This window comes from Salmonella enterica subsp. enterica serovar Typhimurium str. LT2, assembly GCF_000006945.2.
GTDB classification, from domain to species: domain Bacteria; phylum Pseudomonadota; class Gammaproteobacteria; order Enterobacterales; family Enterobacteriaceae; genus Salmonella; species Salmonella enterica.
Genome location: NC_003197.2, coordinates 3,596,787 through 3,620,341, shown reverse-complemented (window position 1 = coordinate 3,620,341; position 23,555 = coordinate 3,596,787). Strand labels below are relative to the sequence as shown.

The following is a 23,555-nucleotide window of genomic DNA, read 5'->3' as shown; positions in this document are numbered from 1 at the left end:
CCGGAGCCGCCATGATCCTGCTTATCGATAACTATGATTCCTTTACCTGGAACCTCTACCAGTATTTTTGTGAACTGGGCGCGGAAGTGCAGGTCCGGCGCAATGATGCGCTAACGCTGGCGCACATTGACGCTTTGAACCCGCAAAAAATCGTTATCTCTCCTGGCCCCTGTACGCCGAATGACGCTGGCATTTCACTGGCGGTCATCCGCCATTATGCCGGACGTATTCCGATGCTGGGCGTTTGCCTGGGTCATCAGGCGATGGCGCAGGCCTTTGGTGCGTCGGTAGTGCGGGCAGCGAAAGTGATGCACGGTAAAACGTCACCTGTTACGCATAATGGACAGGGCGTGTTTCGGGGATTGCCCAGCCCGTTAACCGTGACACGTTACCACTCGCTGATTGTCGACCCTGCCACGTTGCCTGAGTGTTTTGAGATCACCGCCTGGAGCGAAACGCAGGAGATTATGGGCATTCGCCACCGCGAGTGGGATCTGGAAGGCGTGCAGTTCCACCCGGAAAGTATTCTCAGCGAACAAGGACACGCTCTGCTGAAAAATTTCCTCCGGCGTTGATTTGTGGTTGCTATTGAGTGATTTTTTATTCATATTTTGTGATTATAATTTCACTGGCATTTCTACTTAACCGGGTGGTAATGATATGGCAACTGAACAAACGGCTATTACGCGCGCAACTTTTGATGAGGTGATTCTGCCTGTTTATGCACCGGCGGACTTTATTCCGGTCAAAGGTAAAGGCAGCCGAGTATGGGATCAGCAGGGCAAAGAGTATATTGATTTCGCCGGCGGGATTGCAGTGACTGCGCTGGGCCATTGCCATCCGGCGCTGGTCGAGGCGCTGAAATCCCAGGGGGAAACCTTGTGGCATACCAGTAACGTTTTTACCAATGAACCAGCGTTGCGTCTGGGACGTAAACTGATCGACGCCACGTTTGCCGAGCGCGTGCTGTTTATGAATTCCGGCACCGAAGCGAACGAAACCGCTTTTAAACTGGCGCGTCATTATGCCTGCGTGCGCCATAGCCCGTTCAAAACGAAAATCATTGCCTTCCATAACGCTTTTCATGGCCGTTCCTTGTTTACCGTCTCTGTAGGCGGGCAGCCGAAATATTCCGACGGCTTTGGGCCGAAACCCGCCGATATTATTCACGTTCCCTTCAACGATCTTCATGCGGTGAAAGCGGTAATGGATGACCACACCTGCGCGGTGGTGGTCGAGCCGATTCAGGGTGAAGGCGGCGTGCAGGCGGCTACACCGGAATTCCTCAAAGGGTTACGCGACCTGTGTGACGAGCATCAGGCGTTGCTGGTGTTTGATGAAGTGCAGTGTGGGATGGGGCGCACCGGAGACCTGTTTGCCTATATGCACTACGGCGTCACGCCGGATATCCTCACCAGCGCCAAAGCGTTAGGCGGCGGTTTTCCGGTGAGCGCCATGCTGACCACGCAGGAAATAGCCTCGGCCTTCCATGTAGGTTCGCATGGTTCAACCTATGGCGGCAATCCGCTGGCCTGTGCGGTGGCTGGCGCGGCATTCGATATTATTAATACGCCAGAGGTACTACAAGGCATTCACACTAAGCGGCAACAGTTTGTGCAACATTTGCAGGCGATTGACGAGCAATTTGACATTTTCAGCGATATTCGCGGCATGGGGCTGCTGATTGGCGCGGAACTGAAGCCGAAGTACAAAGGTCGGGCGCGCGATTTTCTGTACGCAGGCGCGGAGGCCGGCGTGATGGTGCTCAATGCCGGAGCCGACGTGATGCGTTTTGCCCCGTCGCTGGTGGTGGAAGAGGCGGATATCCATGAAGGAATGCAGCGCTTTGCGCAGGCGGTAGGGAAGGTGGTGGCCTGATGGCGGATTGCCGGATAAGCGTAGCGCATCCGGCGGTCGGTCTTAACCTTTTGTATCCCGTAGCCGCTTACTCAGCCAGATACCGTGATGCGGACGCTGACGCCAGGCCATCGACGAAATGGTGTGCATGGTGTTCAGATGGCCGATGATGCGCTGTAAATGTTGTTCCAGAGTGCTCAATAAGCCATGTGACGGCATGTCCGGCGACTCCAGAATATTGACATCGCCGGAGCCGCCTGGCCTGTCGTACTCCAGGCGCTGCTGGCAGCGCTGAATCGCAATCTCGCAAGATTCCAGATAGCGCTGCGCCAGATCCGGCGTCAGCATGGTGTGTTCCCGCGCCAGCGTCGTCATAGCGTTGATATGCTCGACAATAAACTGGCTGTGCGTGACCCATAGTTTCATATCCGACAGATAGTGGGTATTGAATCCGGGTTCCTGCATTGCCTGATTTAACGAGTTGAATAACGTGTTATGCGCCTGGTTGACCCGCATTCTTTGATAAGCGAGCGGGGTGGCCTGCGGATCGTTACTGAGGATCAGTCGGATAGCTTCTTGAGCGGCTTCCAGCGCATCATGGGCGTTTTTACGTAATAGCCCGCTTTGCCATTGCGGCCACAGCCAGACCATGCCGCCAAAGGCAATTAAACAGCCAATCAGCGTATCGATCAGCCTCGGCACAATAAACTGCTCTCCGTTTAACGTCAGTAACTGGATGGTGTATACCGCCGTCACCGTAAAGCCGACCGTCGCCCAGCCGTAGTTTTTACGAATAATCAGATAACTTGCCAGCGTTAGTACCAGCATGACCGCCAGCGTAATGCTTTCGGGAATATGTAAGTGCAGCGTGACGCCGGCAATCACCAGGCCGACCAGCGTTCCGACCGAACGGTGCAGAATACGTACGCGCGTCGCGCCATAGCCGTTTTGGGTGACAAACAGCACCGTCATGAGTATCCAGTACGGTTTAGGCAGGTGCAACGCACTGCCCATCAGACTGGCGATGCTCATCATCACGCTGATGCGTCCGGCGTTGCGTAGCGCCGGCGATTTAAGAGACATATAATTTTTCAGCGCCGGAAGTAGCGGCAAACGACGCTGTTTATCGGCCATCAGGTCGCGGGCGTACAGCGGTCGCTGAGTACGCAGCACACGGGCGATTCGACTGAAGTGCCAATAGCAGAACTGGCCTACCGGATTTTCAGGATGCTGATTGGCGATCTTCTCCAGAGCGCCAATCTGTTTTTCCATGGAGAAGCGCGTCGGCAGACGATGATAAAGAATGTCATCCGCCAGCACGCGCAGACGGGCGGCGACCGTTTGCGCATTCCAGCGAATCACCTCTTCCGCATGGCTGCGTTCTACCAGTTTCTGTACCTCTTCCGGCTGATGCAAGCTGACGGAGATGTGCTCCTGCAAATCCATCGCTTCCTGAAAAGCCCGTAGTAGACGCTTGTAATCATTATTGTTGTGCGCCGAAAGCATATGCATCTGTTGGTAACACTGGGTAATGAGATCGACCGCTTTTTGCTGGCGTATCAGCAGGGGAGGCAGCGCTTTTTCCGGATCGATATGTTGGGTGAGCAGGCTGTATTTCGCTTCGCAATAATCGGCCAGTTCACGGTATAACAAACTCAATGACTCGCGCAGCGGCTGTTCGCGCCATAGCCAGAACCAAAACCAGTTAAACACGCCGTACCATAGCGTGCCCAGCGCATAAATGAGCAGCGGCTCCCAGACGGGCATGTATCCCGCAAGGCTCAGGGTAAAGATGGCGGCAATCAGCGATGCTGGCAGTAGCCGCGCGTGAAGCGGGCTAATTTCCGCCGTCACGCCAAGCACCAGCGTGAGGCCGGTCAGGATCAACGGCAGGGGGATGGATTCCGCCAGCAGAAGTTGCGTTACCAGACTGCATCCGGCGAACAGCGACGCGCCGATGATCAGGCGTTTAAAAAAGCGTTTGTGCGGGGTATCCAGACCTGCAATGTTGCAGCAGGCGGGAACGAGAGAGAAAAGCAAGCCCAGGTGTAGCTGGCCTATTAATAAACCAACAGCCACAGGCAGGCACAGCACCAGCGTTTGCCGTAGTGCGTAATTAATCTCTGGGTGATAAATCAGTCTTCGCCACATCGATGCAAACAAAAATGGCGCATGATAAAACGCGCCATTCTGACGGAATTAACGGGTGCCGTAGACGACGATGGTCTTGCCATGCGCGGAGATCAGGTTTTGATCTTCCAGCATTTTCAAAATACGACCAACGGTTTCGCGGGAGCAGCCGACGATCTGGCCGATTTCCTGACGAGTGATTTTGATCTGCATCCCATCCGGGTGCGTCATGGCATCGGGCTGTTTCGCCAGATTCAGCAGCGTCTGAGCGATACGCCCGGTGACGTCAAGGAAGGCGAGGTTACCTACTTTTTCAGAGGTGACTTGTAAGCGACGAGCCATCTGGGAAGAGAGGCGCATCAGAATATCCGGGTTGACCTGGATTAATTGGCGAAATTTTTTGTAGGAAATTTCAGCGACCTCACATGCGGTTTTCGCACGTACCCAGGCGCTGCGTTCCTGGCCTTCTTCAAACAGGCCCAGTTCACCAATAAAATCACCCTGATTCAGATAAGAAAGGATCATTTCTTTCCCTTCTTCATCTTTGATCAGCACTGCCACGGAGCCTTTAACGATGTAGTACAGCGTTTCTGCTTTTTCACCCTGGTGAATCAGCGTGCTCTTTGACGGGTACTTATGAATGTGGCAATGAGACAAGAACCATTCAAGAGTCGGGTCTGTTTGCGGTTTGCCAAGCACCATGCGCGGTTATCCTCTGTTATAAGCTGTCTCCAGAGCCAGAAAACGGCACTGTCTCTGGGGTTGCAAAAATATACTTCCCGCTACCTGGGAAGGGGGCTACGAAAATAGATTGTAGCCTGTAATGTGATGTCCTCTGCATACATGCAGTACGTCAATGTATTACTGTAGCATCTTGTCTGTTTTAGCATAGCTTTCGCCGTGTGTCTCCTGGTGTCTCGCTTCAGCATGACCCAGGTCGCCTTCCATTGCGACTTTTGTTGTATGCGCGTAATCTTTCAGGAAAATTGAAACATTGGAGTTACGAAATATGCAAGCGCGTGTAAAGTGGGTTGAAGGGCTCACGTTCCTCGGAGAGTCCTCCTCCGGCCACCAGATTTTAATGGATGGCAACTCCGGTGACAAAGCGCCGAGTCCGATGGAGATGGTATTAATGGCGGCTGGCGGATGTAGCGCTATTGATGTGGTATCAATCCTGCAAAAGGGCCGTCAGAATGTCACCAACTGCGAAGTGAAGCTGACATCCGAGCGCCGGGAAGACGCGCCGCGCCTGTTTACGCACATTAATCTGCATTTTATCGTTACCGGCAGCGATCTGAAAGAGGCTGCCGTCGCGCGCGCTGTCGATCTCTCCGCGGAAAAATATTGCTCGGTGGCGCTAATGCTGGAAAAAGCGGTCAATATTACCCATTCGTATGAAGTGATTGCGGCGTAACATGTGATGCCGGATGGCGGCGTGGCTTTATCCGGCCTACCCGTTTTTATCTCGTAGGCCCGATAAGCGTAGCGCCATCGGGCATTTCACCGCGGTTATTCGATTTTTTTGCCTTCCATTAATCGCTGCACCAGCGGCAACATAATCAGCTCCATCGCCAGCCCCATTTTGCCGCCCGGCACCACTAATGTATTAATGTGAGAAATGAACGAGCCCTGGAGCATCGCCAGGAGCCAGGGAAAATCGATCCCTTCCAGATTGCGGAAATGGATCACCACAAAACTCTCATCCAGCGAGGGAATACCCTTTGCGGCGAACGGATTGGACGTGTCGACGGTCGGTACGCGCTGGAAGTTGATATGGGTACGCGAGAATTGCGGCGTAATGTAATTGATGTAGTCGTCCATGGAACGCACCACGGAATCCATCACCGCTTCACGGGAGTGTCCGCGCTCGCTGGTGTCGCGAATCAGTTTCTGAATCCACTCGAGGTTGACGATAGGCACCACGCCAACCAACAGATCAACATGACGCGCGACATCATGTTGCGGGGTGACGACGCCGCCGTGCAGTCCTTCATAAAACAGCACATCGGTCGGTTCGGGTAGCGGCTGCCAGGGCGTAAACGTGCCGGGAACCTGATTCCACGGTACGGCTTCATCATAGGTATGCAGATATTTACGCGACTGGCCTTTACCCGTCTGCCCGTACTCAATAAAGGTATGTTCCAGTAGGCTGAAGTCATTGGCTTCAGGCCCGAAATAGCTGATATGCCGCCCGGCGTCACGCGCTTTGCGGATCGCCATATCCATTTCCGGGCGGGTGTAACGATGAAAACTGTCGCCTTCCACCTCGGCGGCGTGCAGATTTAACTGCGCGAAAATTTTACGAAACGCGAGGCTGGTGGTGGTGGTCCCCGCGCCGCTTGACCCTGTTACTGCTATCACCGGATGTTTGGCTGACATGGCAACTCCATGATTGAGCTTTAGTAATAATGTATTGTCGGCAAAGGCGTTTTATTCGCGAAACTGCTTTTTCGGCATAATATTGACCGTTTCATGTAATTCAGACCATACCAGCACGGCCTCGCCGGATTGCAGTTGGCGTTTTACGTCAGCGACTTTTTGTTCAAGCGAACGTTCATGTTCACCATAATCGGTGCCTTCGCGCAACACAAAGCTTTCGATCAGGTTGTCCAGCGTGTCGGGGGCGAGCCCCTGCCAGGGAATGATCATGATGACGCCTCCAGGTACGTTGTCAGCCAGTCAGGAATTCGGCGTTCCAGCCACATTTCAGGGCGCAACGGCGTACCGCCGATAAATCCTACGTGTCCGCCATGCTCAGTCAGCTGATACTCCACCTGCGGGGGCAGATCTTCCGCTTTAGGGATCACATGATGATCCATAAACGGATCGTCTTTAGCGTGAATAATCAGCGTCGGTTTAGCAATCTGGTTAAGCAACGGCATGGCGCTACACTGACGATAGTAGTCGATGGCGTCGGCAAAGCCGTGAATTTTCGCGGTGATCAGGTCGTCAAACTCGCGAATACGGCGCATTGATTTCAGTTGCGCCAGATTCACCGGCAGCGACCCGGGGTACGCCGCCAGCTTGCGTGACGCATTCGCTTTTAACAGATTAAGCAAATAACGCTGATAGACGCGGGAAAACCCTTTGTCCATGTGGTAGCTACAGGCTTCGAGAACGAAAGGTGCAGAAACAATTACCGCCGCCTCGATGGGAATATCGCGGCCTTCTTTCGCCAGCAGGCACGCCAGCATATTACCGCCGAGCGAATAGCCCACGGCGGCTGTCGGAACGGCGCCGAACTCCCGCTGTAGCCAGCGTAAAAACCAGGCTCCATCCTCCGTTTCACCGGAGTGGTAAATACGATTCAGACGGTTGGGCTCGCCGCTACAGCCGCGAAAGTGCATCACCACGCCTAGCCAGCCGCGCTTTTGCGCCGCCTCAATCAGCCCGTGGGCATAGGGGCTGTTCAGGCTGCCTTCCAGACCGTGAAAGACCACCAGCCGCGGTTTATACTTTGCCTGTTGCGGATCTTCGCTCCATGCCAGATCGACAAAATCGCCGTCCGGTAGCTCCAGCCGCTGCCAGTGGGCGTTGAACTTCACTTTGCGGCGGATTAAACGCGGCAGCATAGTTTGTAAATGGCGATTACGAATGCCACGCATGGGAATAAATTCATGCGAGTCATTGACAGGCGGGGTCATTTCTGTGGACGTGATCTCAACCATAGCACCAGAACAATTGATAATTGGAAACAATACTATACCGCGCATAAGGTTCACAGATTAGTCAATATGTGATTTTACGTTCAATTGGTCGTCTGGCGAAATAAAATTGCGCCTCATTTCACCAGAGAGGGCAGTATGCAAGGCGCGCGCAATACCCCACAGAAATCGCGTGAACCTCTGCATCAGCCGAATTAATCGTGGTAGTGTGGCAACACGATAGTTATGCGACTCAAGGAGAAGGCATGTCGAAGACACTTTTACAGATCCATTTTAACTTTAGCGGCCCTTTTGGCGAGGAGATGACTCAGCAACTGGTCGGGCTGGCGGAGTCTATCAATGAGGAGCCGGGCTTCATCTGGAAAATCTGGACAGAAAGCGAGAAAAACCAGCAAGCTGGCGGTATTTACTTGTTTGAATCCGAAGAAACGGCGCAGGCTTATATTAAAAAACACACTGCGCGTCTGAAAAATCTTGGCGTTGATGAGGTGACGTTTACATTATTTGGCGTGAACGACGCGCTGACGAAAATAAATCACGGCAACCTTTGCCGCTAAATCACATAACGCAGGCTTCTGTTCCGGTGCTGCTGACCGCAACGGTAATCTTTATACCGGGGCGAGTACCTAAGAGGCCTTTATGGACGAACAGCGGACCACGAACGTTCTCTTCCAGCGTGTTTAGCGCCTCGGCGGTACGGGCGATGTTGCCCTTCTCCACAAGCATCATTAAGATGGTGAGCTTGCGGAAGGTAATGTCATCGGTGATAGACAGGTTCATCGTCCGCCCCGTGCGTTAGAGCCTATCCCCGTAGGCGTAATTGTTGAAGCCAGTTTGGGGCCGGACAGCGCGCAGAAACCGGAGCGTACACATAGTACGTGAGGATTTCGAGCACTGCCCGGCCCTAAAATGGCGAATAAAATAGCCTAATGGGATAGGCTCTTAGTCGTTCTGCATCATCTGCTCAAGCTGCTCCTGCGCCTCAAGCCATGCCATTTCACACGCTTCCAGCCCGGATTTGGCGCTGGCCTGCAGTTGCAGACACTCGGTCATCTCCGCTTTACGGCTTGGGTCATACAGGCTGCTGTCGCCAAGCTTCTCTTCCGCCTGCGCCAGTTGGGCGTTGAGCTTTTCCATCTCTTTTTCCAGACGGGTAATCTCTTTACGCAGCGGTTGCGTCAGAGTGCGTAGCTCGGCTTCGCGACGCTTCTGATCTTTGCGTGACTGAGCGCTGTTGGCGTTGTTTTCCTTCGGCGCGTTGTCGGCCTGGTTTTCCTGTTTCTGCACGTCGCTCAGCCATTGCTGATAATCTTCCAGGTCTCCGTCGAACGGTTCGACCTTTTTGTCGTGAACCAGATAGAGGTCGTCAGTGGTGGAGCGAATCAGGTGGCGGTCGTGCGACACGACGACCAATGCGCCTTCGAAATCAATCAGCGCTTCGGTGAGCGCCTGACGCATGTCGAGATCCAGGTGGTTGGTCGGTTCATCGAGCAACAGCAGATTTGGACGCTGCCAGACGATCAGCGCCAGTACCAGGCGCGCTTTCTCGCCGCCGGAGAAACGTTGCGTCTCTTCCGTTACTTTGTCGCCCTGGAAACCGAAGCCGCCGAGATAGTCGCGCAGCTTCTGCTCCAGTTCCTGCGGCGCCAGACGCGCCATATGTTGCAGCGGGGATTCATCGGCGCGCAGGAACTCCAGTTGGTGCTGGGCGAAGTAGCCGAGCTTAATGCCTTTGGCGAGGCCGATTTCACCGTGCAACGGTTCCAGTTCGCCCGCCAGCAGCTTGATCAGCGTCGATTTCCCCGCGCCGTTGCGACCCAGCAGGCCGATACGCGAGCCGGGCACCAGGTTCAGCTTGATGGATTCCAGAATGATGCGATCGCCATAACCTGCGCTGACTTTTTCCATCTTCAGCAGCGGGTTCGGCAGGCTTTCCGGCGCGCGGAAGCTGAAATGGAACGGGTTGTCGACATGAGCCGGCGCAATCAGCTCCATACGCTCCAGCATCTTGATACGGCTTTGCGCCTGCTTGGCCTTGGTCGCTTTAGCGCGGAAACGGTCGATGTAGCTTTGCAGATGCGCCACACGCTCCTGCTGACTCTCATACATCGCCTGCTGTTGCGCCAGGCGCGTGGCGCGCTGAACTTCAAACGCGCTGTAGTTGCCGGTGTACTCGAACAGAGTCTGTTGTTCGATATGGATAATTTTATCCACTATCGGGTCAAGAAAGTCGCGATCGTGGGAGATCAGAATCAGGGTGCCCGGATAGCTCTTCAGCCATTTTTCCAGCCAGATGACGGCATCCAGATCGAGGTGGTTGGTCGGTTCGTCGAGCAGCAGTAAATCGGAACGGCAAATCAGCGCCTGGGCCAGGTTAAGGCGCATCCGCCAGCCGCCGGAAAAGTCGCTGACCGGACGTTCCAGCTGATCGTTAGAGAAGCCGAGACCGTGTAGCAGGCTGGCGGCGCGCGAACGAACGGTCCATGCGTCGATGGCGTCCAGCTTGCCATGTATGGAGGCGATAGCATGTCCGTCGTTACGTTCGTTGGCGTCGTTAAGCTGCGCCTCCAGCTGCCGGTATTCACGGTCGCCGTCAATGACATACTCAATCGCTGGCTGAGGCAACGCAGGTGTTTCCTGATTCACCCACGCTAATTGCCAGGTTCCGGGCAGGGTAAAACTCCCGGCATCGGCGCTGATTTCATTTTTTAGCAATGCCAGCAGGGTAGATTTACCGCAGCCGTTTTTACCCACCAGGCCGACTTTCTGGCCTGGATTAATGGTAGCCGAGGCATTGTCCAGTAGGACGCGCACGCCGCGACGAATTTGTAACGAGGAGAAAACAATCATAAGGCGCCGTATGTTCAGACTATGTTAATTTATCATTATGATAATGTAATATTCGGGCGTACCGCCGCGCTGGAGCGCAATGGTAGCTCAAAACAACAACGATACACAAAATCATTCAGGCCGCCTTTGGTGAGGGACAAGAATATCTCTCATTAATCCCCAGCGGCGGACATAGAGTACGTTCCTGAGTTGAACAAACGCTGTCAACGTAGAAGCGGCCTGAAGAATGGCATGTATCGACCCAAAACAACCGGGAGGGGGATTGATGTCTCAGCCAGCGAAAGTCTTGCTGTTGTATGCCCATCCGGAATCTCAGGACTCGGTTGCTAACCGGGTACTGCTTAAACCGGCCATACAGCACAATAACGTAACCGTGCACGATCTTTATGCGCGCTATCCTGATTTTTTTATCGACACGCCCTATGAACAAGCCCTGTTACGTGAGCACGACGTCATTGTTTTTCAGCATCCCCTTTACACCTATAGCTGTCCGGCTTTACTGAAAGAATGGCTTGATCGCGTTTTGAGTCGGGGGTTCGCCAGCGGACCAGGGGGAAACCAACTGGTGGGAAAGTACTGGCGTAGCGTGATTACGACCGGCGAGCCGGAGAGCGCTTACCGGTATGACGCGCTAAACCGCTATCCAATGAGCGATGTACTCCGCCCTTTTGAACTGACCGCGGCCATGTGCCGGATGCACTGGATGCCGCCCATTATTGTGTACTGGGCGCGCCGCCAGTCGCCGCAGACGCTGGCCAGTCATGCGAAAGCCTATGGCGAGTGGCTGGCGAATCCTGTGAGCGCGGGAGGCTATTGATGGAAGGTGCTGATTTATTGACCGCGGGAGTGTTGTTCCTCTTCGCAGCGGTAGCGGCGGTGCCGTTAGCCGCCAGGCTGGGCATCGGCGCGGTGCTAGGGTATTTGCTGGCGGGAATCGCCATCGGTCCGTGGGGGCTGGGATTTATCAGCGACGTTGACGAGATCCTGCACTTTTCCGAACTGGGCGTCGTGTTTCTGATGTTTATCATTGGTCTCGAACTCAATCCGTCCCGGCTTTGGCAACTGCGGCGCTCTATCTTCGGCGTCGGCGCTGCTCAGGTGCTGTTAAGCGCGGCGGTGCTGGCGGGATTATTGATGCTTGCTGATTTCTTATGGCAGGCGGCGGTCGTCGGCGGGATTGGCCTGGCGATGTCTTCGACGGCGATGGCGCTACAACTGATGCGCGAGAAAGGCATGAATCGTAGCGAGTCCGGGCAGTTAGGGTTTTCCGTCTTACTGTTTCAGGATTTAGCGGTGATCCCCGCACTGGCGTTGGTGCCTTTATTGGCGGGATCGGCCGACGAGCATTTCGACTGGTTTAAAGTGGCAATGAAGGTACTGGCTTTCGCGGTAATGCTGATTGGCGGTCGTTACCTGCTGCGCCCGGTATTTCGTTTTATTGCTGCGTCTGGCGTGCGGGAGGTCTTCACTGCCGCGACGCTGTTGCTGGTGTTGAGCGCCGCCTTATTTATGGATGCGCTGGGACTGTCGATGGCCCTGGGAACCTTCATTGCCGGCGTTTTACTGGCAGAGAGCGAATACCGGCATGAGCTGGAAAATGCTATCGATCCCTTTAAAGGTTTACTGCTTGGGCTGTTCTTTATCTCCGTCGGTATGTCGCTAAATCTCGGCGTACTTTATACCCATTTACTGTGGGTGGCGGCGAGCGTTGTTATTCTGGTCGTCATAAAAATGTTGACGCTGTATCTGCTGGCGCGGCTATATGGAATAAGAAGTTCTGAACGGATGCAGTTTGCCAGCGTGCTGAGTCAGGGGGGCGAGTTCGCTTTTGTGCTCTTTTCTACCGCCTCTTCTCAGCGCCTGTTTCAGGGCGATCAGATGGCGTTATTATTGGTGACTGTCACATTATCAATGATGACCACGCCGCTACTGATGAAAGGGATTGATAAGTGGTTATCGCGCCGCCTTAATGGCCCGGAAGAGAATGATGAAAAGCCGTGGGTTGAGGATGATAAGCCCCAGGTGATTGTCGTCGGCTTTGGCCGTTTTGGTCAGGTGATCGCTCGCTTATTGATGGCGAATAAGATGCGTATCACCGTGCTGGAACGCGATATCGGCGCCGTTAATCTGATGCGCAAATATGGTTATAAAGTGTATTACGGCGACGCTACACAAGTCGAGCTGCTGCGTTCTGCGGGCGCGGAAGCGGCGGAGTCGATAGTCATCACGTGTAATGAACCGGAAGACACGATGAAGCTGGTGGCGCTGTGTCAGCAGCATTTTCCTCATCTGCATATTCTTGCGCGAGCGCGTGGACGTGTGGAGGCCCATGAGTTATTACAGGCTGGCGTCACGCAGTTTTCCCGTGAAACGTTTTCCAGCGCGCTGGAACTGGGACGTAAAACTCTGGTGTCGTTAGGTATGCATCCGCATCAGGCGCAACGCGCGCAGTTGCATTTTCGTCGGCTGGATATGCGAATGTTGCGGGAACTGATCCCGGAGCATAGCGACATGGTACAGATTTCGCGCGCCAGAGAGGCCCGACGCGAACTGGAGGAGATTTTTCAGCGGGAAATGCAACAGGAACGGCGCCAGTTGGATGGCTGGGATGAATTTGAGTAGGGGTAAAACAATGGCAATCCGTAAACGTTTTATTGCAGGCGCGAAATGTCCGGCCTGTCAGGCGCAGGATACAATGGCGATGTGGCGTGAAAATAATGTCGATATTGTTGAATGCGTTAAGTGCGGGCATCAAATGCGGGAAGCGGATAAAGACGTCCGCGAGCATGTTCGCAAAGAAGAGCAAGTGATCGGGATTTTTCATCCGGACTAGCGATATGCCGCAGGTTTTTTTAAGCTAAGGGGTACACGGCTGCAGAATTCCGCTACAATCTGCGCCACTATTCTTCCCATGCTCAGGAGATATCATGAAAGTAGCAAAAGACCTGGTGGTCAGCCTGGCCTATCAGGTACGTACAGAAGACGGTGTGTTGGTTGATGAGTCTCCGGTGAGTGCGCCGCTGGATTACCTGCACGGTCACGGCTCCCTGATCTCTGGTCTGGAAACCGCGCTGGAAGGCCATGAAGTTGGCGACAAATTTGATGTCGCTGTTGGCGCGAACGACGCTTACGGCCAGTATGACGAAAATCTGGTGCAGCGTGTGCCTAAAGACGTCTTTATGGGCGTTGATGAACTGCAGGTAGGGATGCGTTTCCTGGCGGAAACCGACCAGGGCCCGGTACCGGTAGAGATTACCGAAGTGGAAGACGATCACGTTGTGGTTGATGGTAACCACATGCTGGCGGGCCAGAATCTGAAATTTAACGTAGAAGTTGTTGCGATTCGTGAAGCGACTGAAGAAGAACTGGCTCACGGTCATGTTCATGGCGCGCACGATCACCACCACGATCACGGTGAAGACGGCTGCTGTGGCGGTCATGGTCATGACCATGGTCACGAGCACGGCGGCGAAGGCTGCTGCGGCGGTGGTGGTAAAGGCGGCTGCGGCTGCCATTAATCCCCGTCGTCTTTCAAGCCACCGCGGTGTTGGCTACGCTTTCAAACCCCGGTCACATAGTTATCTATGCTCCCGGGGAATTTTCAAGCTTGCAGCCTTGCTGTGACTCGAAATCCTTAGGGTATTATCATTGGTTCGATAAATCATCGGGCACAAAAAAAGCGGGTTAACCCCGCTTTTTTTCGTCTCAATAATGCGGCGGCGGCGTTTCTTCTGCCTGAGAGGCGATATTTGACGGCTGACTGGCTTTTAACTTTTCCGTGAGCAAACGCAGATGATCGCGCAGCTTCGCCATCTCCATTTCATGTGCGGTTACCGTCAGGTTTAGTTCTTCTATGGTAATCTCCTGGAACGCCAGACGGCTTTCCAGTTCAGCCAGACGAGCTTCCATCGTGATATCCTGCATGATGTACCTCTTTATGTTGTCTCCGTCGGCGGATTCTACTTAACTTTACCGGCTTTCACAGCAACCATTACGCGCACTACGAAACTAATTTAAACAAAAAGAGTCTGAAAAGAAGTGATAATAGGGCGTGTTCGTATGTTGATTTGTTCTGCAACGATTTATAGTACGCTTCTTACGTAAGTTAACATGGGGCGAGATGCCCCGGCCCTGGAGATATGGATGAAATCACTGTTTAAAGCCACGCTGCTGGCAACTACGATGGCCGTTGCTATGCACGCACCGATCACTTTTGCTGCTGATGCGGCGAAACCGGCAGCTACCGCTGATAGCAAAGCAGCATTTAAAAACGACGATCAAAAAGCGGCTTATGCGCTGGGCGCCTCGCTGGGTCGTTACATGGAAAATTCGCTTAAAGAGCAGGAAAAGTTAGGCATCAAACTGGATAAAGATCAGTTGATTGCCGGCGTTCAGGATGCCTTTGCCGATAAGAGCAAACTGTCCGATCAGGAAATTGAGCAAACGCTGCAGACGTTTGAAGCACGCGTGAAGAGCGCTGCTCAGGCGAAGATGGAAAAAGACGCTGCCGATAACGAAGCAAAAGGTAAAACGTTCCGCGACGCTTTTGCTAAAGAGAAAGGTGTGAAAACCTCCTCTACCGGCCTGCTTTACAAAGTAGAGAAAGAAGGCACAGGCGAGGCGCCGAAAGATAGCGATACCGTTGTGGTGAACTACAAAGGTACTCTGATCGACGGTAAAGAGTTTGATAACTCTTACACGCGCGGCGAACCGCTCTCCTTCCGTCTGGACGGCGTTATCCCTGGCTGGACTGAAGGTCTGAAAAATATTAAGAAAGGCGGCAAGATCAAGCTGGTTATCCCACCTGAGCTGGCCTACGGTAAAACGGGCGTTCCGGGGATCCCGGCAAACTCAACCCTGGTATTCGACGTAGAGCTGCTGGATATCAAACCAGCGCCGAAAGCGGATGCTAAACCTGCCGATGCGGCTGACGCTAAAGCCGCAGATGCTGCTAAAAAATAAAAACTGAGAGCCGCCGCTTGTAATAGCGGCGGTTTTTTTTATTCAGGCCGGATATATTACTCACCATAATTTGATTTGCGGATAACGGCGCTTGCGCTGGTCGTTAAGGGCGAGACCGTAGGCTGAATGACCGCCAACGCACACGTAGTCTGAAATAGACGAGCAAATTAGTACTGGAAAGATGAACCCTCACTGTATTAATTTAATCATCCGCGTAAATAATGAGCCTGCCCTGAAAACATAACGACAGGCTCCTGAAAAGGAGTGTTTTTTTTCATGTCCAGGTCGCTTTTAACCAACGAAACCAGTGAACTTGATTTGCTGGATCAGCGTCCCTTCGAGCAAACCGACTTCGATATTCTGAAATCCTACGAAGCGGTAGTGGACGGGTTAGCGATGCTTATAGGTTCCCATTGTGAAATCGTATTGCACTCTTTGCAGGATCTAAAATGTTCAGCCATTCGTATTGCCAATGGCGAACATACGGGCCGTAAAATTGGCTCGCCGATTACCGACCTGGCGTTGCGTATGTTGCACGACATGACAGGGGCGGACAGTAGCGTGTCGAAATGCTATTTCACGCGCGCGAAAAGCGGTGTCTTGATGAAGTCGTTGACGATTGCCATTCGCAACCGCGAGCAGCGCGTCATTGGTCTACTGTGCATCAACATGAATCTCGATGTGCCATTTTCACAGATTATGAATACCTTTATTCCGCCGGAAACGCCGGAAGTCGGCTCAGCGGTTAATTTTGCCTCCTCAGTCGAAGATTTAGTCACCCAGACGCTGGAGTTCACGATCGAAGAAGTGAATGCCGATCGTAATGTTTCTAACAATGCGAAAAATCGTCAGATCGTCCTTAACCTGTACGAAAAAGGCATTTTCGATATTAAAGACGCCATTAACCAGGTAGCCGATCGTCTGAATATCTCAAAACACACGGTTTACCTCTATATTCGCCAGTTCAAAAGCGGCGACTTTCAGGGGCAGGATAAATAATGCGTTATGCCATTATGGTCACCGGGCCGGCATATGGCACCCAGCAGGCCAGCAGCGCATTGCAGTTCGCCCACGCGCTGCTCAATGAGGGGCATGAGTTAGCCAGCGTCTTTTTCTATCGGGAAGGTGTCTATAACGCCAATCTCCTGACCTCGCCGGCGAGCGATGAATATGATCTGGTACGCGCCTGGCAGAAATTGAATACGCAGCATGGCGTAGCGCTGAACATCTGTGTCGCGGCGGCGCTTCGTCGCGGTATTATTGATGAAACTGAAGCCGGCAGATTGGCGTTGCCGTCCGCCAATCTTCAGCCGGGCTTTACGCTAAGCGGCCTGGGCGCGCTGGCGGAGGCATCTCTCACCTGCGATCGGGTGGTGCAGTTTTAATGAAACGTATTGCATTTGTCTTTTCCACCGCGCCGCACGGCAGCGCCTCAGGTCGTGAAGGGCTGGATGCGCTGCTGGCGACGTCAGCGCTAACGGAAGCGCTGGGCGTCTTTTTTATCAGCGACGGCGTCTTTCAGTTATTACCCGGACAAAAACCAGACGCTGTACTGGCGCGTGACTATATTGCTACTTTCAAGCTCTTTGATTTGTACGATATTGATCAATGCTGGATCTGCGCGGCATCGCTGCGCGAGCGTGGTCTGGAGAACATTAATTTTGTGGTAGACGCCACGCCGCTGGAACCCGTGGCGTTACGCCGCGAGCTTGGCAACTATGATGTCATCCTGAGATTCTGAGGCGTTTATGCTGCATACCTTACCTCATTGCGCTTCGAGCGTTGATTTTCCCGCTTTGCTGCGCCTGCTAAAAGAGGGCGATGCGCTTTTGCTGCTCCAGGATGGCGTTACCGTCGCGATTGAAGGTAACCGCTTCCTTGAAAGTCTGCGCGATGCCCCCATAACGGTCTATGCCTTGAAAGAAGACATTGACGCCCGCGGCCTGGGTGGTCAAATTTCAGACAGTGTCGTCAGGGTTGACTATACTGAGTTTGTCAGACTCACGGTTAAGTATGCCAACCAGATGGCCTGGTGATGGCGGGATCGTTGTATATTTCTTGACACCTTTTCGACACCGCCCTAAAATTCGGCGTCCTCATATTGTGTGAGGGCGTTTTATTACGTGTTTACGAAGCAAAAGCTAAAACCAGGAGCTATTTAATGGCAACAGTTAACCAGCTGGTACGCAAACCACGTGCTCGCAAAGTTGCGAAAAGCAACGTGCCTGCGCTGGAAGCATGCCCGCAAAAACGTGGCGTATGTACTCGTGTATATACTACCACTCCTAAAAAACCGAACTCCGCACTGCGTAAAGTTTGCCGTGTTCGTCTGACTAACGGTTTTGAAGTGACTTCCTACATCGGTGGTGAAGGTCACAACCTGCAGGAGCACTCCGTGATCCTGATCCGTGGCGGTCGTGTTAAAGACCTCCCGGGTGTTCGTTACCACACCGTTCGTGGCGCGCTTGACTGCTCCGGCGTTAAAGACCGTAAGCAAGCTCGTTCTAAGTACGGCGTGAAGCGTCCTAAGGCTTAATGGTTCTCCGTTAAGTAAGGCCAAACGTTTTAAATTAATGTCAAACTAAACTCGTAGAGTTTTGGACAATCCTGAATTAACAACGGAGTATTTCCATGCCACGTCGTCGCGTCATTGGTCAGCGTAAAATTCTGCCGGATCCGAAGTTCGGATCAGAACTGCTGGCTAAATTTGTCAATATCCTGATGGTAGATGGTAAAAAATCTACTGCAGAATCAATCGTATACAGCGCGCTGGAGACCCTGGCTCAGCGTTCTGGTAAATCTGAACTGGAAGCTTTCGAAGTCGCTCTCGAAAACGTTCGCCCGACTGTAGAAGTTAAATCCCGCCGTGTAGGTGGTTCTACTTATCAGGTACCAGTTGAAGTCCGTCCGGTCCGTCGTAATGCTCTGGCAATGCGTTGGATCGTAGAAGCTGCTCGTAAACGCGGTGATAAATCCATGGCTCTGCGCCTGGCGAACGAACTTTCTGATGCTGCAGACAACAAAGGTACTGCAGTTAAGAAACGTGAAGACGTTCACCGTATGGCAGAAGCCAACAAGGCGTTCGCACACTACCGTTGGTAATCCCTTCGGAGTCATAGTCACCAGGCGGGCGCTTCAGGTAAGTCGCCCGTTTTGGATAACTTAACTGAACGCCTAAAGATATCAACGAGGAATCAAATGGCTCGTACAACACCCATCGCACGCTACCGTAATATCGGTATCAGTGCGCACATCGACGCCGGTAAAACCACTACTACCGAACGTATTCTGTTCTACACCGGTGTAAACCACAAAATCGGTGAAGTTCATGACGGCGCAGCTACCATGGACTGGATGGAGCAGGAGCAGGAGCGTGGTATTACTATCACCTCCGCAGCGACTACTGCATTCTGGTCTGGTATGGCTAAGCAGTATGAACCGCATCGCATCAACATCATCGACACCCCGGGGCACGTTGACTTCACTATCGAAGTAGAACGTTCCATGCGTGTTCTCGATGGTGCGGTAATGGTTTACTGCGCAGTTGGTGGTGTTCAGCCGCAGTCTGAAACCGTATGGCGTCAGGCAAACAAATACAAAGTTCCGCGTATTGCGTTCGTTAACAAAATGGACCGCATGGGCGCGAACTTCCTGAAAGTTGTTGGTCAGATCAAAACCCGTCTGGGCGCGAACCCGGTTCCGCTGCAGCTGGCAATTGGTGCTGAAGAAGGTTTCACCGGCGTTGTTGACCTGGTGAAAATGAAAGCCATCAACTGGAACGATGCCGACCAGGGCGTTACCTTCGAATACGAAGATATCCCGGCTGACATGCAGGACCTGGCTAACGAATGGCACCAGAACCTGATCGAGTCCGCCGCAGAAGCTTCTGAAGAGCTGATGGAAAAATACCTGGGTGGTGAAGAACTGACTGAAGAAGAGATCAAACAAGCTCTGCGTCAGCGCGTTCTGAACAACGAAATCATCCTGGTAACCTGTGGTTCTGCATTCAAGAACAAAGGTGTTCAGGCGATGCTGGATGCGGTAATTGATTACCTGCCATCCCCGGTAGACGTACCTGCGATCAACGGTATTCTGGACGACGGTAAAGATACTCCGGCTGAGCGTCACGCAAGCGACGACGAGCCGTTCTCTGCGCTGGCGTTCAAAATCGCTACCGACCCGTTTGTGGGTAACCTGACCTTCTTCCGTGTGTACTCCGGTGTGGTTAACTCTGGTGATACCGTACTGAACTCCGTGAAAACCGCACGTGAGCGTTTCGGTCGTATCGTTCAGATGCACGCCAACAAACGTGAAGAGATCAAAGAAGTTCGCGCGGGCGACATCGCGGCTGCTATCGGCCTGAAAGACGTGACTACCGGTGACACCCTGTGTGATCCGGAAAACCCGATCATTCTGGAACGTATGGAATTCCCTGAGCCGGTAATCTCCATCGCGGTAGAACCGAAAACCAAAGCTGACCAGGAAAAAATGGGTCTGGCTCTGGGCCGTCTGGCGAAAGAAGACCCGTCATTCCGCGTATGGACTGATGAAGAATCTAACCAGACCATCATCGCTGGTATGGGTGAACTTCACCTGGATATCATCGTTGACCGTATGAAGCGTGAATTCAACGTTGAAGCTAACGTGGGTAAACCTCAGGTTGCTTACCGCGAAGCGATTCGCGCGAAAGTTACCGACATCGAAGGTAAACACGCGAAACAGTCTGGTGGTCGCGGTCAGTATGGTCATGTTGTTATCGACATGTACCCGCTGGAGCCGGGCTCTAACCCGAAAGGTTACGAGTTCATCAACGACATCAAAGGTGGTGTAATTCCTGGCGAATACATCCCGGCCGTTGATAAAGGCATCCAGGAGCAGCTGAAATCTGGCCCGCTGGCTGGTTATCCGGTAGTTGATCTCGGTGTGCGTCTGCACTTCGGTTCTTACCATGACGTTGACTCCTCTGAGCTGGCGTTTAAACTGGCTGCGTCTATCGCCTTTAAAGAAGGCTTTAAGAAAGCAAAACCAGTTCTGCTTGAGCCGATCATGAAGGTTGAAGTAGAAACACCTGAAGAGAATACCGGTGACGTTATCGGCGACCTTAGCCGCCGTCGTGGTATGCTCAAAGGTCAGGAATCTGAAGTTACAGGCGTTAAGATCCACGCTGAAGTACCGCTGTCTGAAATGTTCGGATATGCAACTCAGCTGCGTTCTCTGACCAAAGGTCGCGCATCGTACACTATGGAATTCCTGAAGTATGATGATGCGCCGAACAACGTTGCTCAGGCCGTAATCGAAGCCCGTGGTAAATAAGCCGCAGGGTTAAAAACCAAAATCCCGTGCTCTCTCCTGAAGGGGAGAGCGCTATAGTAAGGAATATAGCCGTGTCTAAAGAAAAATTTGAACGTACAAAACCGCACGTTAACGTCGGTACTATCGGCCACGTTGACCATGGTAAAACAACGCTGACCGCTGCCATTACTACCGTACTGGCTAAAACCTACGGCGGTGCCGCTCGCGCATTCGACCAGATCGATAACGCGCCGGAAGAAAAAGCGCGTGGTATCACCATCAACACTTCTCACGTTGAATACGATACCCCGACCCGCCACTACGCACACGTAGACTGCCCGGGGCACGCTGACTATGTTAAAAACATGATCACCGGTGCTGCTCAGATGGACGGCGCGATCCTGGTTGTTGCTGCGACTGACGGCCCGATGCCGCAGACCCGTGAGCACATCCTGCTGGGTCGTCAGGTAGGCGTTCCGTACATCATCGTGTTCCTGAACAAATGCGACATGGTTGATGACGAAGAGCTGCTGGAACTGGTTGAGATGGAAGTTCGCGAACTGCTGTCTCAGTACGACTTCCCGGGCGACGACACTCCGATCGTTCGTGGTTCTGCTCTGAAAGCGCTGGAAGGCGACGCAGAGTGGGAAGCGAAAATCATCGAACTGGCTGGCTTCCTGGATTCTTATATTCCGGAACCAGAGCGTGCGATTGACAAGCCGTTCCTGCTGCCGATCGAAGACGTATTCTCCATCTCCGGTCGTGGTACCGTTGTTACCGGTCGTGTAGAGCGCGGTATCATCAAAGTGGGCGAAGAAGTTGAAATCGTTGGTATCAAAGAGACTCAGAAGTCTACCTGTACTGGCGTTGAAATGTTCCGCAAACTGCTGGACGAAGGCCGTGCCGGTGAGAACGTAGGTGTTCTGCTGCGTGGTATCAAACGTGAAGAAATCGAACGTGGTCAGGTACTGGCTAAGCCGGGCACCATCAAGCCGCACACCAAGTTCGAATCTGAAGTGTACATTCTGTCCAAAGATGAAGGCGGCCGTCATACTCCGTTCTTCAAAGGCTACCGTCCGCAGTTCTACTTCCGTACTACTGACGTGACTGGTACCATCGAACTGCCGGAAGGCGTAGAGATGGTAATGCCGGGCGACAACATCAAAATGGTTGTTACCCTGATCCACCCGATCGCGATGGACGACGGTCTGCGTTTCGCAATCCGTGAAGGCGGCCGTACCGTTGGCGCGGGCGTTGTTGCTAAAGTTCTGGGCTAATTACTCGTTAATTAGTTTTGAATTGAAGAGGGCGCTTCGGCGCCCTTTTTGTTGCCTGCTATTTAGCCGCTGTTATATTTATTCACCCTTTTTAACGCTTCTCCCGTGGCGTAAATCGCTTTGTGCTATTGTAATCATAACCATTCTCATTTACACTTTGTGCGGAAATTGAACGGGAGCGATCATGTACGTTTGTTTGTGTAATGGTATAAGCGATAAAAAAATCCGCCAGGCTGTACGACAATTTCATCCACAGTCATTTCAACAGTTGCGTAAATTTATTCCTGTGGGAAATCAATGTGGTAAGTGTATTCGCGCCGCGCGAGAAGTGATGCAGGATGAGTTAACGCAAATGCCGGAATTTAAAGAGATCGCCTGAGTCACACTCTTTTTTTTGACATCCCTGTAGCCCCATCTACGCTCTAGAGAGTGGAAGCGGAGGGACTATAAAATGAAAGGTGATGTTAAAATCATAAATTATCTCAATAAACTATTGGGAAATGAGCTTGTCGCAATTAATCAGTATTTTCTTCATGCCCGTATGTTCAAAAACTGGGGGCTGACCCGGCTTAATGATGTTGAGTACCATGAATCCATTGATGAGATGAAACACGCTGATAAGTATATTGAGCGTATTTTATTTCTGGAAGGCATACCGAACCTACAGGATCTGGGCAAGCTGGGCATCGGTGAAGATGTCGAAGAGATGCTACGATCGGATCTCCGGCTCGAACTGGAAGGCGCAAAAGATCTACGTGAGGCAATAGCCTATGCCGATAGCGTTCATGATTATGTCAGCCGGGATATGATGATTGAAATTCTTGCCGACGAGGAAGGCCACATCGACTGGCTGGAAACTGAGTTGGATTTGATTGCCAAACTTGGTATGCAAAATTATCTGCAATCACAAATTAAGGTTACCGATTAACCGTCTGGAAAGAAAACTTTCCAACCTGTTATGAAACCCGCCACCGCCAGCCATGGCCCAAAAGGTAGCGGGTTTATTAATGCCGATTTACCTCTCACCAGTAGCGCGACGCCAAACCCGCCACAGGCCAACATAGCGGCAAGGAAAACCAGTAACGGCAGTGTTTCCCAACAATGCCACGCCCCTAAGGCAGCGAGGTACTTGACGTCGCCATATCCAAGCCCCTCTTTCTGATAACGCAGGCGATAGCCCCAGTAAATTAACGCGAATCCGCCATAGCCGGCGATAGCGCCCCAAAGCGCATCCGGTAAACGCTCCGGCAGGCAAATCTGGTGATAAAGCAGACCACCCCACAGCAATGGACAAGTAAACCGGTCAGGCAGCAGACCGGTACGCGCGTCGTATATGCCAAGTAATAAAGAGAACGACGCATAAAAAATGAGAAAGGGGAGGGCAACAAACATAAGCAAATCCTCGTCAAGGCTTGCGCTCACCTTTATAGATTTATGCGACAGCGACAACGACGTATTGCCAGGTTTGCCTGATGCCTTCCAAAGAAAAGATGCGCGTCGCCATCCCATGCGTACCATCTGG

General features: G+C 52.6%; 27 protein-coding genes, 1 pseudogene and 34 other annotated features. Of the genes and pseudogenes, 20 read left to right on the top strand and 8 right to left on the bottom strand.

The window, feature by feature from the left end; all coding sequences use genetic code 11:
- Positions 1-6, top strand: a ribosome-binding site (putative RBS for pabA; RegulonDB:STMS1H003468).
- The gene (gene pabA, locus STM3469; RefSeq protein NP_462372.1) for a p-aminobenzoate synthetase component II occupies positions 1-575 on the top strand. Within the gene, positions 12-575 belong to an annotated coding region; the region does not span the whole gene. Its footprint overlaps the feature before it by 6 nt.
- A gap of 15 nt (positions 576-590) precedes the next feature.
- Positions 591-599: a -35 signal (putative -35_signal for argD; RegulonDB:STMLTH004593), on the top strand.
- Positions 591-1,878, top strand: a protein-coding gene (gene argD / locus STM3468) for an acetylornithine transaminase (RefSeq protein ID NP_462371.1). Within the gene, positions 661-1,878 belong to an annotated coding region; the region does not span the whole gene. Its footprint overlaps the feature before it by 9 nt.
- Positions 609-617: a -10 signal (putative -10_signal for argD; RegulonDB:STMLTH004593), on the top strand. Its footprint overlaps the gene before it by 9 nt.
- Positions 650-655: a ribosome-binding site (putative RBS for argD; RegulonDB:STMS1H003467), on the top strand.
- A 42-nt stretch (positions 1,879-1,920) precedes the next feature.
- Here argD and yhfK read toward each other — a convergent pair.
- On the bottom strand, positions 1,921-4,008 hold the full coding sequence (gene yhfK / locus STM3467; protein NP_462370.1) for a putative inner membrane protein: 2,088 nt from the start codon (positions 4,006-4,008) through the stop codon (positions 1,921-1,923).
- 48 nt (positions 4,009-4,056) lie between these two features.
- The gene (gene crp, locus STM3466; RefSeq protein ID NP_462369.1) for a catabolite activator protein (CAP) occupies positions 4,057-4,882 on the bottom strand. Within the gene, positions 4,057-4,689 belong to an annotated coding region; the region does not span the whole gene.
- Positions 4,698-4,703: a ribosome-binding site (putative RBS for crp; RegulonDB:STMS1H003466), on the bottom strand. (Overlaps the previous gene by 6 nt.)
- Positions 4,808-4,828: a protein binding site (putative binding site for CRP, RegulonDB: STMS1H000086), on the bottom strand.
- Positions 4,812-4,832 (top strand) — a protein binding site (putative binding site for CRP, RegulonDB: STMS1H000098). It overlaps the preceding feature by 17 nt.
- Positions 4,829-4,837: a -35 signal (putative -35_signal for yhfA; RegulonDB:STMLTH004591), on the top strand. Its footprint overlaps the feature before it by 4 nt.
- Here crp and yhfA point away from each other — a divergent pair.
- Positions 4,829-5,401, top strand: a protein-coding gene (gene yhfA, locus STM3465; protein NP_462368.1) for a putative inner membrane protein. Within the gene, positions 4,997-5,401 belong to an annotated coding region; the region does not span the whole gene. The two genes, crp and yhfA, sit on opposite strands and share 54 nt — an antisense overlap.
- Positions 4,845-4,853, top strand: a -10 signal (putative -10_signal for yhfA; RegulonDB:STMLTH004591). Its footprint overlaps the gene before it by 9 nt.
- Positions 4,850-4,858, bottom strand: a -10 signal (putative -10_signal for crp; RegulonDB:STMLTH004592). It overlaps the preceding feature by 4 nt.
- Positions 4,874-4,882: a -35 signal (putative -35_signal for crp; RegulonDB:STMLTH004592), on the bottom strand.
- Positions 4,898-4,918 (top strand) — a protein binding site (putative binding site for CRP, RegulonDB: STMS1H000123).
- Positions 4,899-4,912 (bottom strand) — a protein binding site (putative binding site for CRP, RegulonDB: STMS1H000077). (Overlaps the previous feature by 14 nt.)
- Positions 4,982-4,987: a ribosome-binding site (putative RBS for yhfA; RegulonDB:STMS1H003465), on the top strand.
- A 95-nt stretch (positions 5,402-5,496) precedes the next feature.
- Here the strand turns inward: yhfA and prkB are convergent.
- The 3 genes from prkB to yheT form a co-directional block, all read right to left on the bottom strand.
- Positions 5,497-6,377, bottom strand: a protein-coding gene (gene prkB, locus STM3464; protein NP_462367.1) for a putative phosphoribulokinase. Within the gene, positions 5,497-6,366 belong to an annotated coding region; the region does not span the whole gene.
- Positions 6,372-6,377: a ribosome-binding site (putative RBS for prkB; RegulonDB:STMS1H003464), on the bottom strand. (Overlaps the previous gene by 6 nt.)
- Before the next feature lie 170 nt (positions 6,378-6,547).
- Positions 6,548-6,625 (bottom strand): putative cytoplasmic protein, encoded by a 78-nt coding sequence (gene yheU, locus STM3463; protein NP_462366.4) that lies wholly within the window; start codon positions 6,623-6,625, stop codon positions 6,548-6,550.
- Positions 6,626-6,632: 7 nt separating this feature from the next.
- Positions 6,633-7,700 (bottom strand): putative hydrolase, encoded by a 1,068-nt coding sequence (gene yheT / locus STM3462; protein NP_462365.1) that lies wholly within the window; start codon positions 7,698-7,700, stop codon positions 6,633-6,635.
- A 186-nt stretch (positions 7,701-7,886) separates the two neighbouring features.
- Positions 7,887-7,892: a ribosome-binding site (putative RBS for STM3461; RegulonDB:STMS1H003463), on the top strand.
- Between yheT and STM3461 the strand changes: the two genes are divergently transcribed.
- Together STM3461 and STM3460 are read left to right on the top strand one after the other, a co-directional pair.
- The gene (locus tag STM3461; RefSeq protein ID NP_462364.1) for a putative cytoplasmic protein occupies positions 7,887-8,209 on the top strand. Within the gene, positions 7,898-8,209 belong to an annotated coding region; the region does not span the whole gene. (Overlaps the previous feature by 6 nt.)
- A gap of 82 nt (positions 8,210-8,291) precedes the next feature.
- Positions 8,292-8,527, top strand: a pseudogene (locus STM3460) (pseudogene; in-frame stop following codon 15).
- A gap of 67 nt (positions 8,528-8,594) precedes the next feature.
- Here the strand turns inward: STM3460 and yheS are convergent.
- Positions 8,595-10,512, bottom strand: a protein-coding gene (yheS, locus tag STM3459) for a putative ATPase component of ABC transporter (protein NP_462363.1). Within the gene, positions 8,595-10,502 belong to an annotated coding region; the region does not span the whole gene.
- Positions 10,507-10,512 (bottom strand) — a ribosome-binding site (putative RBS for yheS; RegulonDB:STMS1H003461). Its footprint overlaps the gene before it by 6 nt.
- Positions 10,513-10,756: 244 nt before the next feature.
- Positions 10,757-10,762, top strand: a ribosome-binding site (putative RBS for yheR; RegulonDB:STMS1H003460).
- On the opposite strand from yheS, the gene yheR reads away from it, so the two are divergent.
- From yheR to slyD, 4 genes are all read left to right on the top strand, one after another.
- Positions 10,757-11,319, top strand: a protein-coding gene (yheR, locus tag STM3458) for a putative NAD(P)H oxidoreductase (RefSeq protein NP_462362.1). Within the gene, positions 10,768-11,319 belong to an annotated coding region; the region does not span the whole gene. It overlaps the preceding feature by 6 nt.
- Positions 11,309-11,314, top strand: a ribosome-binding site (putative RBS for kefB; RegulonDB:STMS1H003459). Its footprint overlaps the gene before it by 6 nt.
- Positions 11,309-13,124, top strand: a protein-coding gene (kefB, locus tag STM3457) for a CPA2 family K+:H+ antiporter (RefSeq protein NP_462361.1). Within the gene, positions 11,319-13,124 belong to an annotated coding region; the region does not span the whole gene. Before yheR ends, kefB begins: the two co-directional genes overlap by 11 nt.
- Positions 13,125-13,129: 5 nt before the next feature.
- Positions 13,130-13,135, top strand: a ribosome-binding site (putative RBS for yheV; RegulonDB:STMS1H003458).
- Positions 13,130-13,335, top strand: a protein-coding gene (gene yheV / locus STM3456) for a putative cytoplasmic protein (protein ID NP_462360.1). Within the gene, positions 13,135-13,335 belong to an annotated coding region; the region does not span the whole gene. Its footprint overlaps the feature before it by 6 nt.
- 83 nt (positions 13,336-13,418) lie before the next feature.
- Positions 13,419-13,424: a ribosome-binding site (putative RBS for slyD; RegulonDB:STMS1H003457), on the top strand.
- The gene (slyD, locus tag STM3455) for an FKBP-type peptidyl prolyl cis-trans isomerase (RefSeq protein NP_462359.1) occupies positions 13,419-14,020 on the top strand. Within the gene, positions 13,430-14,020 belong to an annotated coding region; the region does not span the whole gene. Its footprint overlaps the feature before it by 6 nt.
- Positions 14,021-14,207: 187 nt before the next feature.
- On the opposite strand, the gene slyX is transcribed toward slyD, so the two are convergent.
- Positions 14,208-14,436 (bottom strand): putative cytoplasmic protein gene (gene slyX / locus STM3454; RefSeq protein NP_462358.1). Within the gene, positions 14,208-14,426 belong to an annotated coding region; the region does not span the whole gene.
- Positions 14,431-14,436 (bottom strand) — a ribosome-binding site (putative RBS for slyX; RegulonDB:STMS1H003456). Its footprint overlaps the gene before it by 6 nt.
- A gap of 197 nt (positions 14,437-14,633) precedes the next feature.
- Positions 14,634-14,639: a ribosome-binding site (putative RBS for fkpA; RegulonDB:STMS1H003455), on the top strand.
- On the opposite strand from slyX, the gene fkpA reads away from it, so the two are divergent.
- The 11 genes from fkpA to bfr all read left to right on the top strand — a co-directional run bounded on the left by fkpA (position 14,634) and on the right by bfr (position 22,961).
- Positions 14,634-15,464 (top strand): FKBP-type peptidyl-prolyl cis-trans isomerase gene (fkpA, locus tag STM3453; protein NP_462357.1). Within the gene, positions 14,646-15,464 belong to an annotated coding region; the region does not span the whole gene. (Overlaps the previous feature by 6 nt.)
- A gap of 259 nt (positions 15,465-15,723) precedes the next feature.
- Positions 15,724-15,729 (top strand) — a ribosome-binding site (putative RBS for yheO; RegulonDB:STMS1H003454).
- Positions 15,724-16,463, top strand: a protein-coding gene (gene yheO, locus STM3452; protein ID NP_462356.1) for a putative regulator. Within the gene, positions 15,741-16,463 belong to an annotated coding region; the region does not span the whole gene. It overlaps the preceding feature by 6 nt.
- Positions 16,452-16,457, top strand: a ribosome-binding site (putative RBS for yheN; RegulonDB:STMS1H003453). (Overlaps the previous gene by 6 nt.)
- Positions 16,452-16,849 (top strand): putative ACR involved in intracellular sulfur reduction gene (gene yheN / locus STM3451; RefSeq protein ID NP_462355.1). Within the gene, positions 16,463-16,849 belong to an annotated coding region; the region does not span the whole gene. Before yheO ends, yheN begins: the two co-directional genes overlap by 12 nt.
- Positions 16,835-16,840: a ribosome-binding site (putative RBS for yheM; RegulonDB:STMS1H003452), on the top strand. (Overlaps the previous gene by 6 nt.)
- The gene (gene yheM, locus STM3450; protein ID NP_462354.1) for a putative oxidation of intracellular sulfur occupies positions 16,835-17,205 on the top strand. Within the gene, positions 16,849-17,205 belong to an annotated coding region; the region does not span the whole gene. Before yheN ends, yheM begins: the two co-directional genes overlap by 15 nt.
- Positions 17,204-17,209: a ribosome-binding site (putative RBS for yheL; RegulonDB:STMS1H003451), on the top strand. Its footprint overlaps the gene before it by 2 nt.
- Positions 17,204-17,500, top strand: a protein-coding gene (gene yheL, locus STM3449; RefSeq protein NP_462353.1) for a putative oxidation of intracellular sulfur. Within the gene, positions 17,213-17,500 belong to an annotated coding region; the region does not span the whole gene. It overlaps the preceding feature by 6 nt. Before yheM ends, yheL begins: the two co-directional genes overlap by 2 nt.
- 112 nt (positions 17,501-17,612) lie before the next feature.
- Positions 17,613-17,618: a ribosome-binding site (putative RBS for rpsL; RegulonDB:STMS1H003450), on the top strand.
- Positions 17,613-18,000 (top strand): 30S ribosomal subunit protein S12 gene (gene rpsL, locus STM3448; RefSeq protein ID NP_462352.1). Within the gene, positions 17,626-18,000 belong to an annotated coding region; the region does not span the whole gene. Its footprint overlaps the feature before it by 6 nt.
- Positions 18,001-18,082: 82 nt before the next feature.
- Positions 18,083-18,088: a ribosome-binding site (putative RBS for rpsG; RegulonDB:STMS1H003449), on the top strand.
- Positions 18,083-18,566, top strand: a protein-coding gene (rpsG, locus tag STM3447) for a 30S ribosomal subunit protein S7 (protein NP_462351.1). Within the gene, positions 18,096-18,566 belong to an annotated coding region; the region does not span the whole gene. Its footprint overlaps the feature before it by 6 nt.
- 86 nt (positions 18,567-18,652) lie before the next feature.
- Positions 18,653-18,658 (top strand) — a ribosome-binding site (putative RBS for fusA; RegulonDB:STMS1H003448).
- Positions 18,653-20,777, top strand: a protein-coding gene (gene fusA / locus STM3446) for a protein chain elongation factor EF-G (protein ID NP_462350.1). Within the gene, positions 18,663-20,777 belong to an annotated coding region; the region does not span the whole gene. Its footprint overlaps the feature before it by 6 nt.
- A gap of 64 nt (positions 20,778-20,841) precedes the next feature.
- Positions 20,842-20,847: a ribosome-binding site (putative RBS for tufA; RegulonDB:STMS1H003447), on the top strand.
- Positions 20,842-22,033 (top strand): protein chain elongation factor EF-Tu gene (gene tufA / locus STM3445; RefSeq protein ID NP_462349.1). Within the gene, positions 20,849-22,033 belong to an annotated coding region; the region does not span the whole gene. It overlaps the preceding feature by 6 nt.
- A gap of 172 nt (positions 22,034-22,205) precedes the next feature.
- Positions 22,206-22,211, top strand: a ribosome-binding site (putative RBS for bfd; RegulonDB:STMS1H003446).
- Positions 22,206-22,412 (top strand): regulatory or redox component complexing with Bfr gene (bfd, locus tag STM3444; protein ID NP_462348.1). Within the gene, positions 22,218-22,412 belong to an annotated coding region; the region does not span the whole gene. Its footprint overlaps the feature before it by 6 nt.
- Positions 22,413-22,468: 56 nt before the next feature.
- Positions 22,469-22,474: a ribosome-binding site (putative RBS for bfr; RegulonDB:STMS1H003445), on the top strand.
- Positions 22,469-22,961 (top strand): bacterioferrin gene (gene bfr, locus STM3443; RefSeq protein NP_462347.1). Within the gene, positions 22,485-22,961 belong to an annotated coding region; the region does not span the whole gene. It overlaps the preceding feature by 6 nt.
- Here bfr and hopD read toward each other — a convergent pair.
- Positions 22,958-23,432 (bottom strand): leader peptidase HopD gene (gene hopD, locus STM3442; RefSeq protein ID NP_462346.1). Within the gene, positions 22,958-23,425 belong to an annotated coding region; the region does not span the whole gene. The two genes, bfr and hopD, sit on opposite strands and share 4 nt — an antisense overlap.
- Positions 23,427-23,432, bottom strand: a ribosome-binding site (putative RBS for hopD; RegulonDB:STMS1H003444). It overlaps the preceding gene by 6 nt.
- Positions 23,433-23,555 lie beyond the last annotated feature (123 nt).

Coding starts and splice junctions, on each gene's coding strand:
- yheN (NP_462355.1), top strand. CDS start 16,463: ATGCGTTATGCCATTATGGTCACCGGGCCGGCATATGGCACCCAGCAG.
- fusA (NP_462350.1), top strand. CDS start 18,663: ATGGCTCGTACAACACCCATCGCACGCTACCGTAATATCGGTATCAGT.
- pabA (NP_462372.1), top strand. CDS start 12: ATGATCCTGCTTATCGATAACTATGATTCCTTTACCTGGAACCTCTAC.
- yheL (NP_462353.1), top strand. CDS start 17,213: ATGCTGCATACCTTACCTCATTGCGCTTCGAGCGTTGATTTTCCCGCT.
- hopD (NP_462346.1), bottom strand. CDS start 23,425: ATGTTTGTTGCCCTCCCCTTTCTCATTTTTTATGCGTCGTTCTCTTTA.
- rpsG (NP_462351.1), top strand. CDS start 18,096: ATGCCACGTCGTCGCGTCATTGGTCAGCGTAAAATTCTGCCGGATCCG.
- yhfA (NP_462368.1), top strand. CDS start 4,997: ATGCAAGCGCGTGTAAAGTGGGTTGAAGGGCTCACGTTCCTCGGAGAG.
- STM3461 (NP_462364.1), top strand. CDS start 7,898: ATGTCGAAGACACTTTTACAGATCCATTTTAACTTTAGCGGCCCTTTT.
- slyX (NP_462358.1), bottom strand. CDS start 14,426: ATGCAGGATATCACGATGGAAGCTCGTCTGGCTGAACTGGAAAGCCGT.
- yheO (NP_462356.1), top strand. CDS start 15,741: ATGTCCAGGTCGCTTTTAACCAACGAAACCAGTGAACTTGATTTGCTG.
- bfd (NP_462348.1), top strand. CDS start 22,218: ATGTACGTTTGTTTGTGTAATGGTATAAGCGATAAAAAAATCCGCCAG.
- fkpA (NP_462357.1), top strand. CDS start 14,646: ATGAAATCACTGTTTAAAGCCACGCTGCTGGCAACTACGATGGCCGTT.
- yheM (NP_462354.1), top strand. CDS start 16,849: ATGAAACGTATTGCATTTGTCTTTTCCACCGCGCCGCACGGCAGCGCC.
- crp (NP_462369.1), bottom strand. CDS start 4,689: ATGGTGCTTGGCAAACCGCAAACAGACCCGACTCTTGAATGGTTCTTG.
- rpsL (NP_462352.1), top strand. CDS start 17,626: ATGGCAACAGTTAACCAGCTGGTACGCAAACCACGTGCTCGCAAAGTT.
- yhfK (NP_462370.1), bottom strand. CDS start 4,008: ATGTGGCGAAGACTGATTTATCACCCAGAGATTAATTACGCACTACGG.
- slyD (NP_462359.1), top strand. CDS start 13,430: ATGAAAGTAGCAAAAGACCTGGTGGTCAGCCTGGCCTATCAGGTACGT.
- prkB (NP_462367.1), bottom strand. CDS start 6,366: ATGTCAGCCAAACATCCGGTGATAGCAGTAACAGGGTCAAGCGGCGCG.
- yheT (NP_462365.1), bottom strand. CDS start 7,700: ATGCGCGGTATAGTATTGTTTCCAATTATCAATTGTTCTGGTGCTATG.
- kefB (NP_462361.1), top strand. CDS start 11,319: ATGGAAGGTGCTGATTTATTGACCGCGGGAGTGTTGTTCCTCTTCGCA.
- argD (NP_462371.1), top strand. CDS start 661: ATGGCAACTGAACAAACGGCTATTACGCGCGCAACTTTTGATGAGGTG.
- yheS (NP_462363.1), bottom strand. CDS start 10,502: ATGATTGTTTTCTCCTCGTTACAAATTCGTCGCGGCGTGCGCGTCCTA.
- yheR (NP_462362.1), top strand. CDS start 10,768: ATGTCTCAGCCAGCGAAAGTCTTGCTGTTGTATGCCCATCCGGAATCT.
- yheV (NP_462360.1), top strand. CDS start 13,135: ATGGCAATCCGTAAACGTTTTATTGCAGGCGCGAAATGTCCGGCCTGT.
- bfr (NP_462347.1), top strand. CDS start 22,485: ATGAAAGGTGATGTTAAAATCATAAATTATCTCAATAAACTATTGGGA.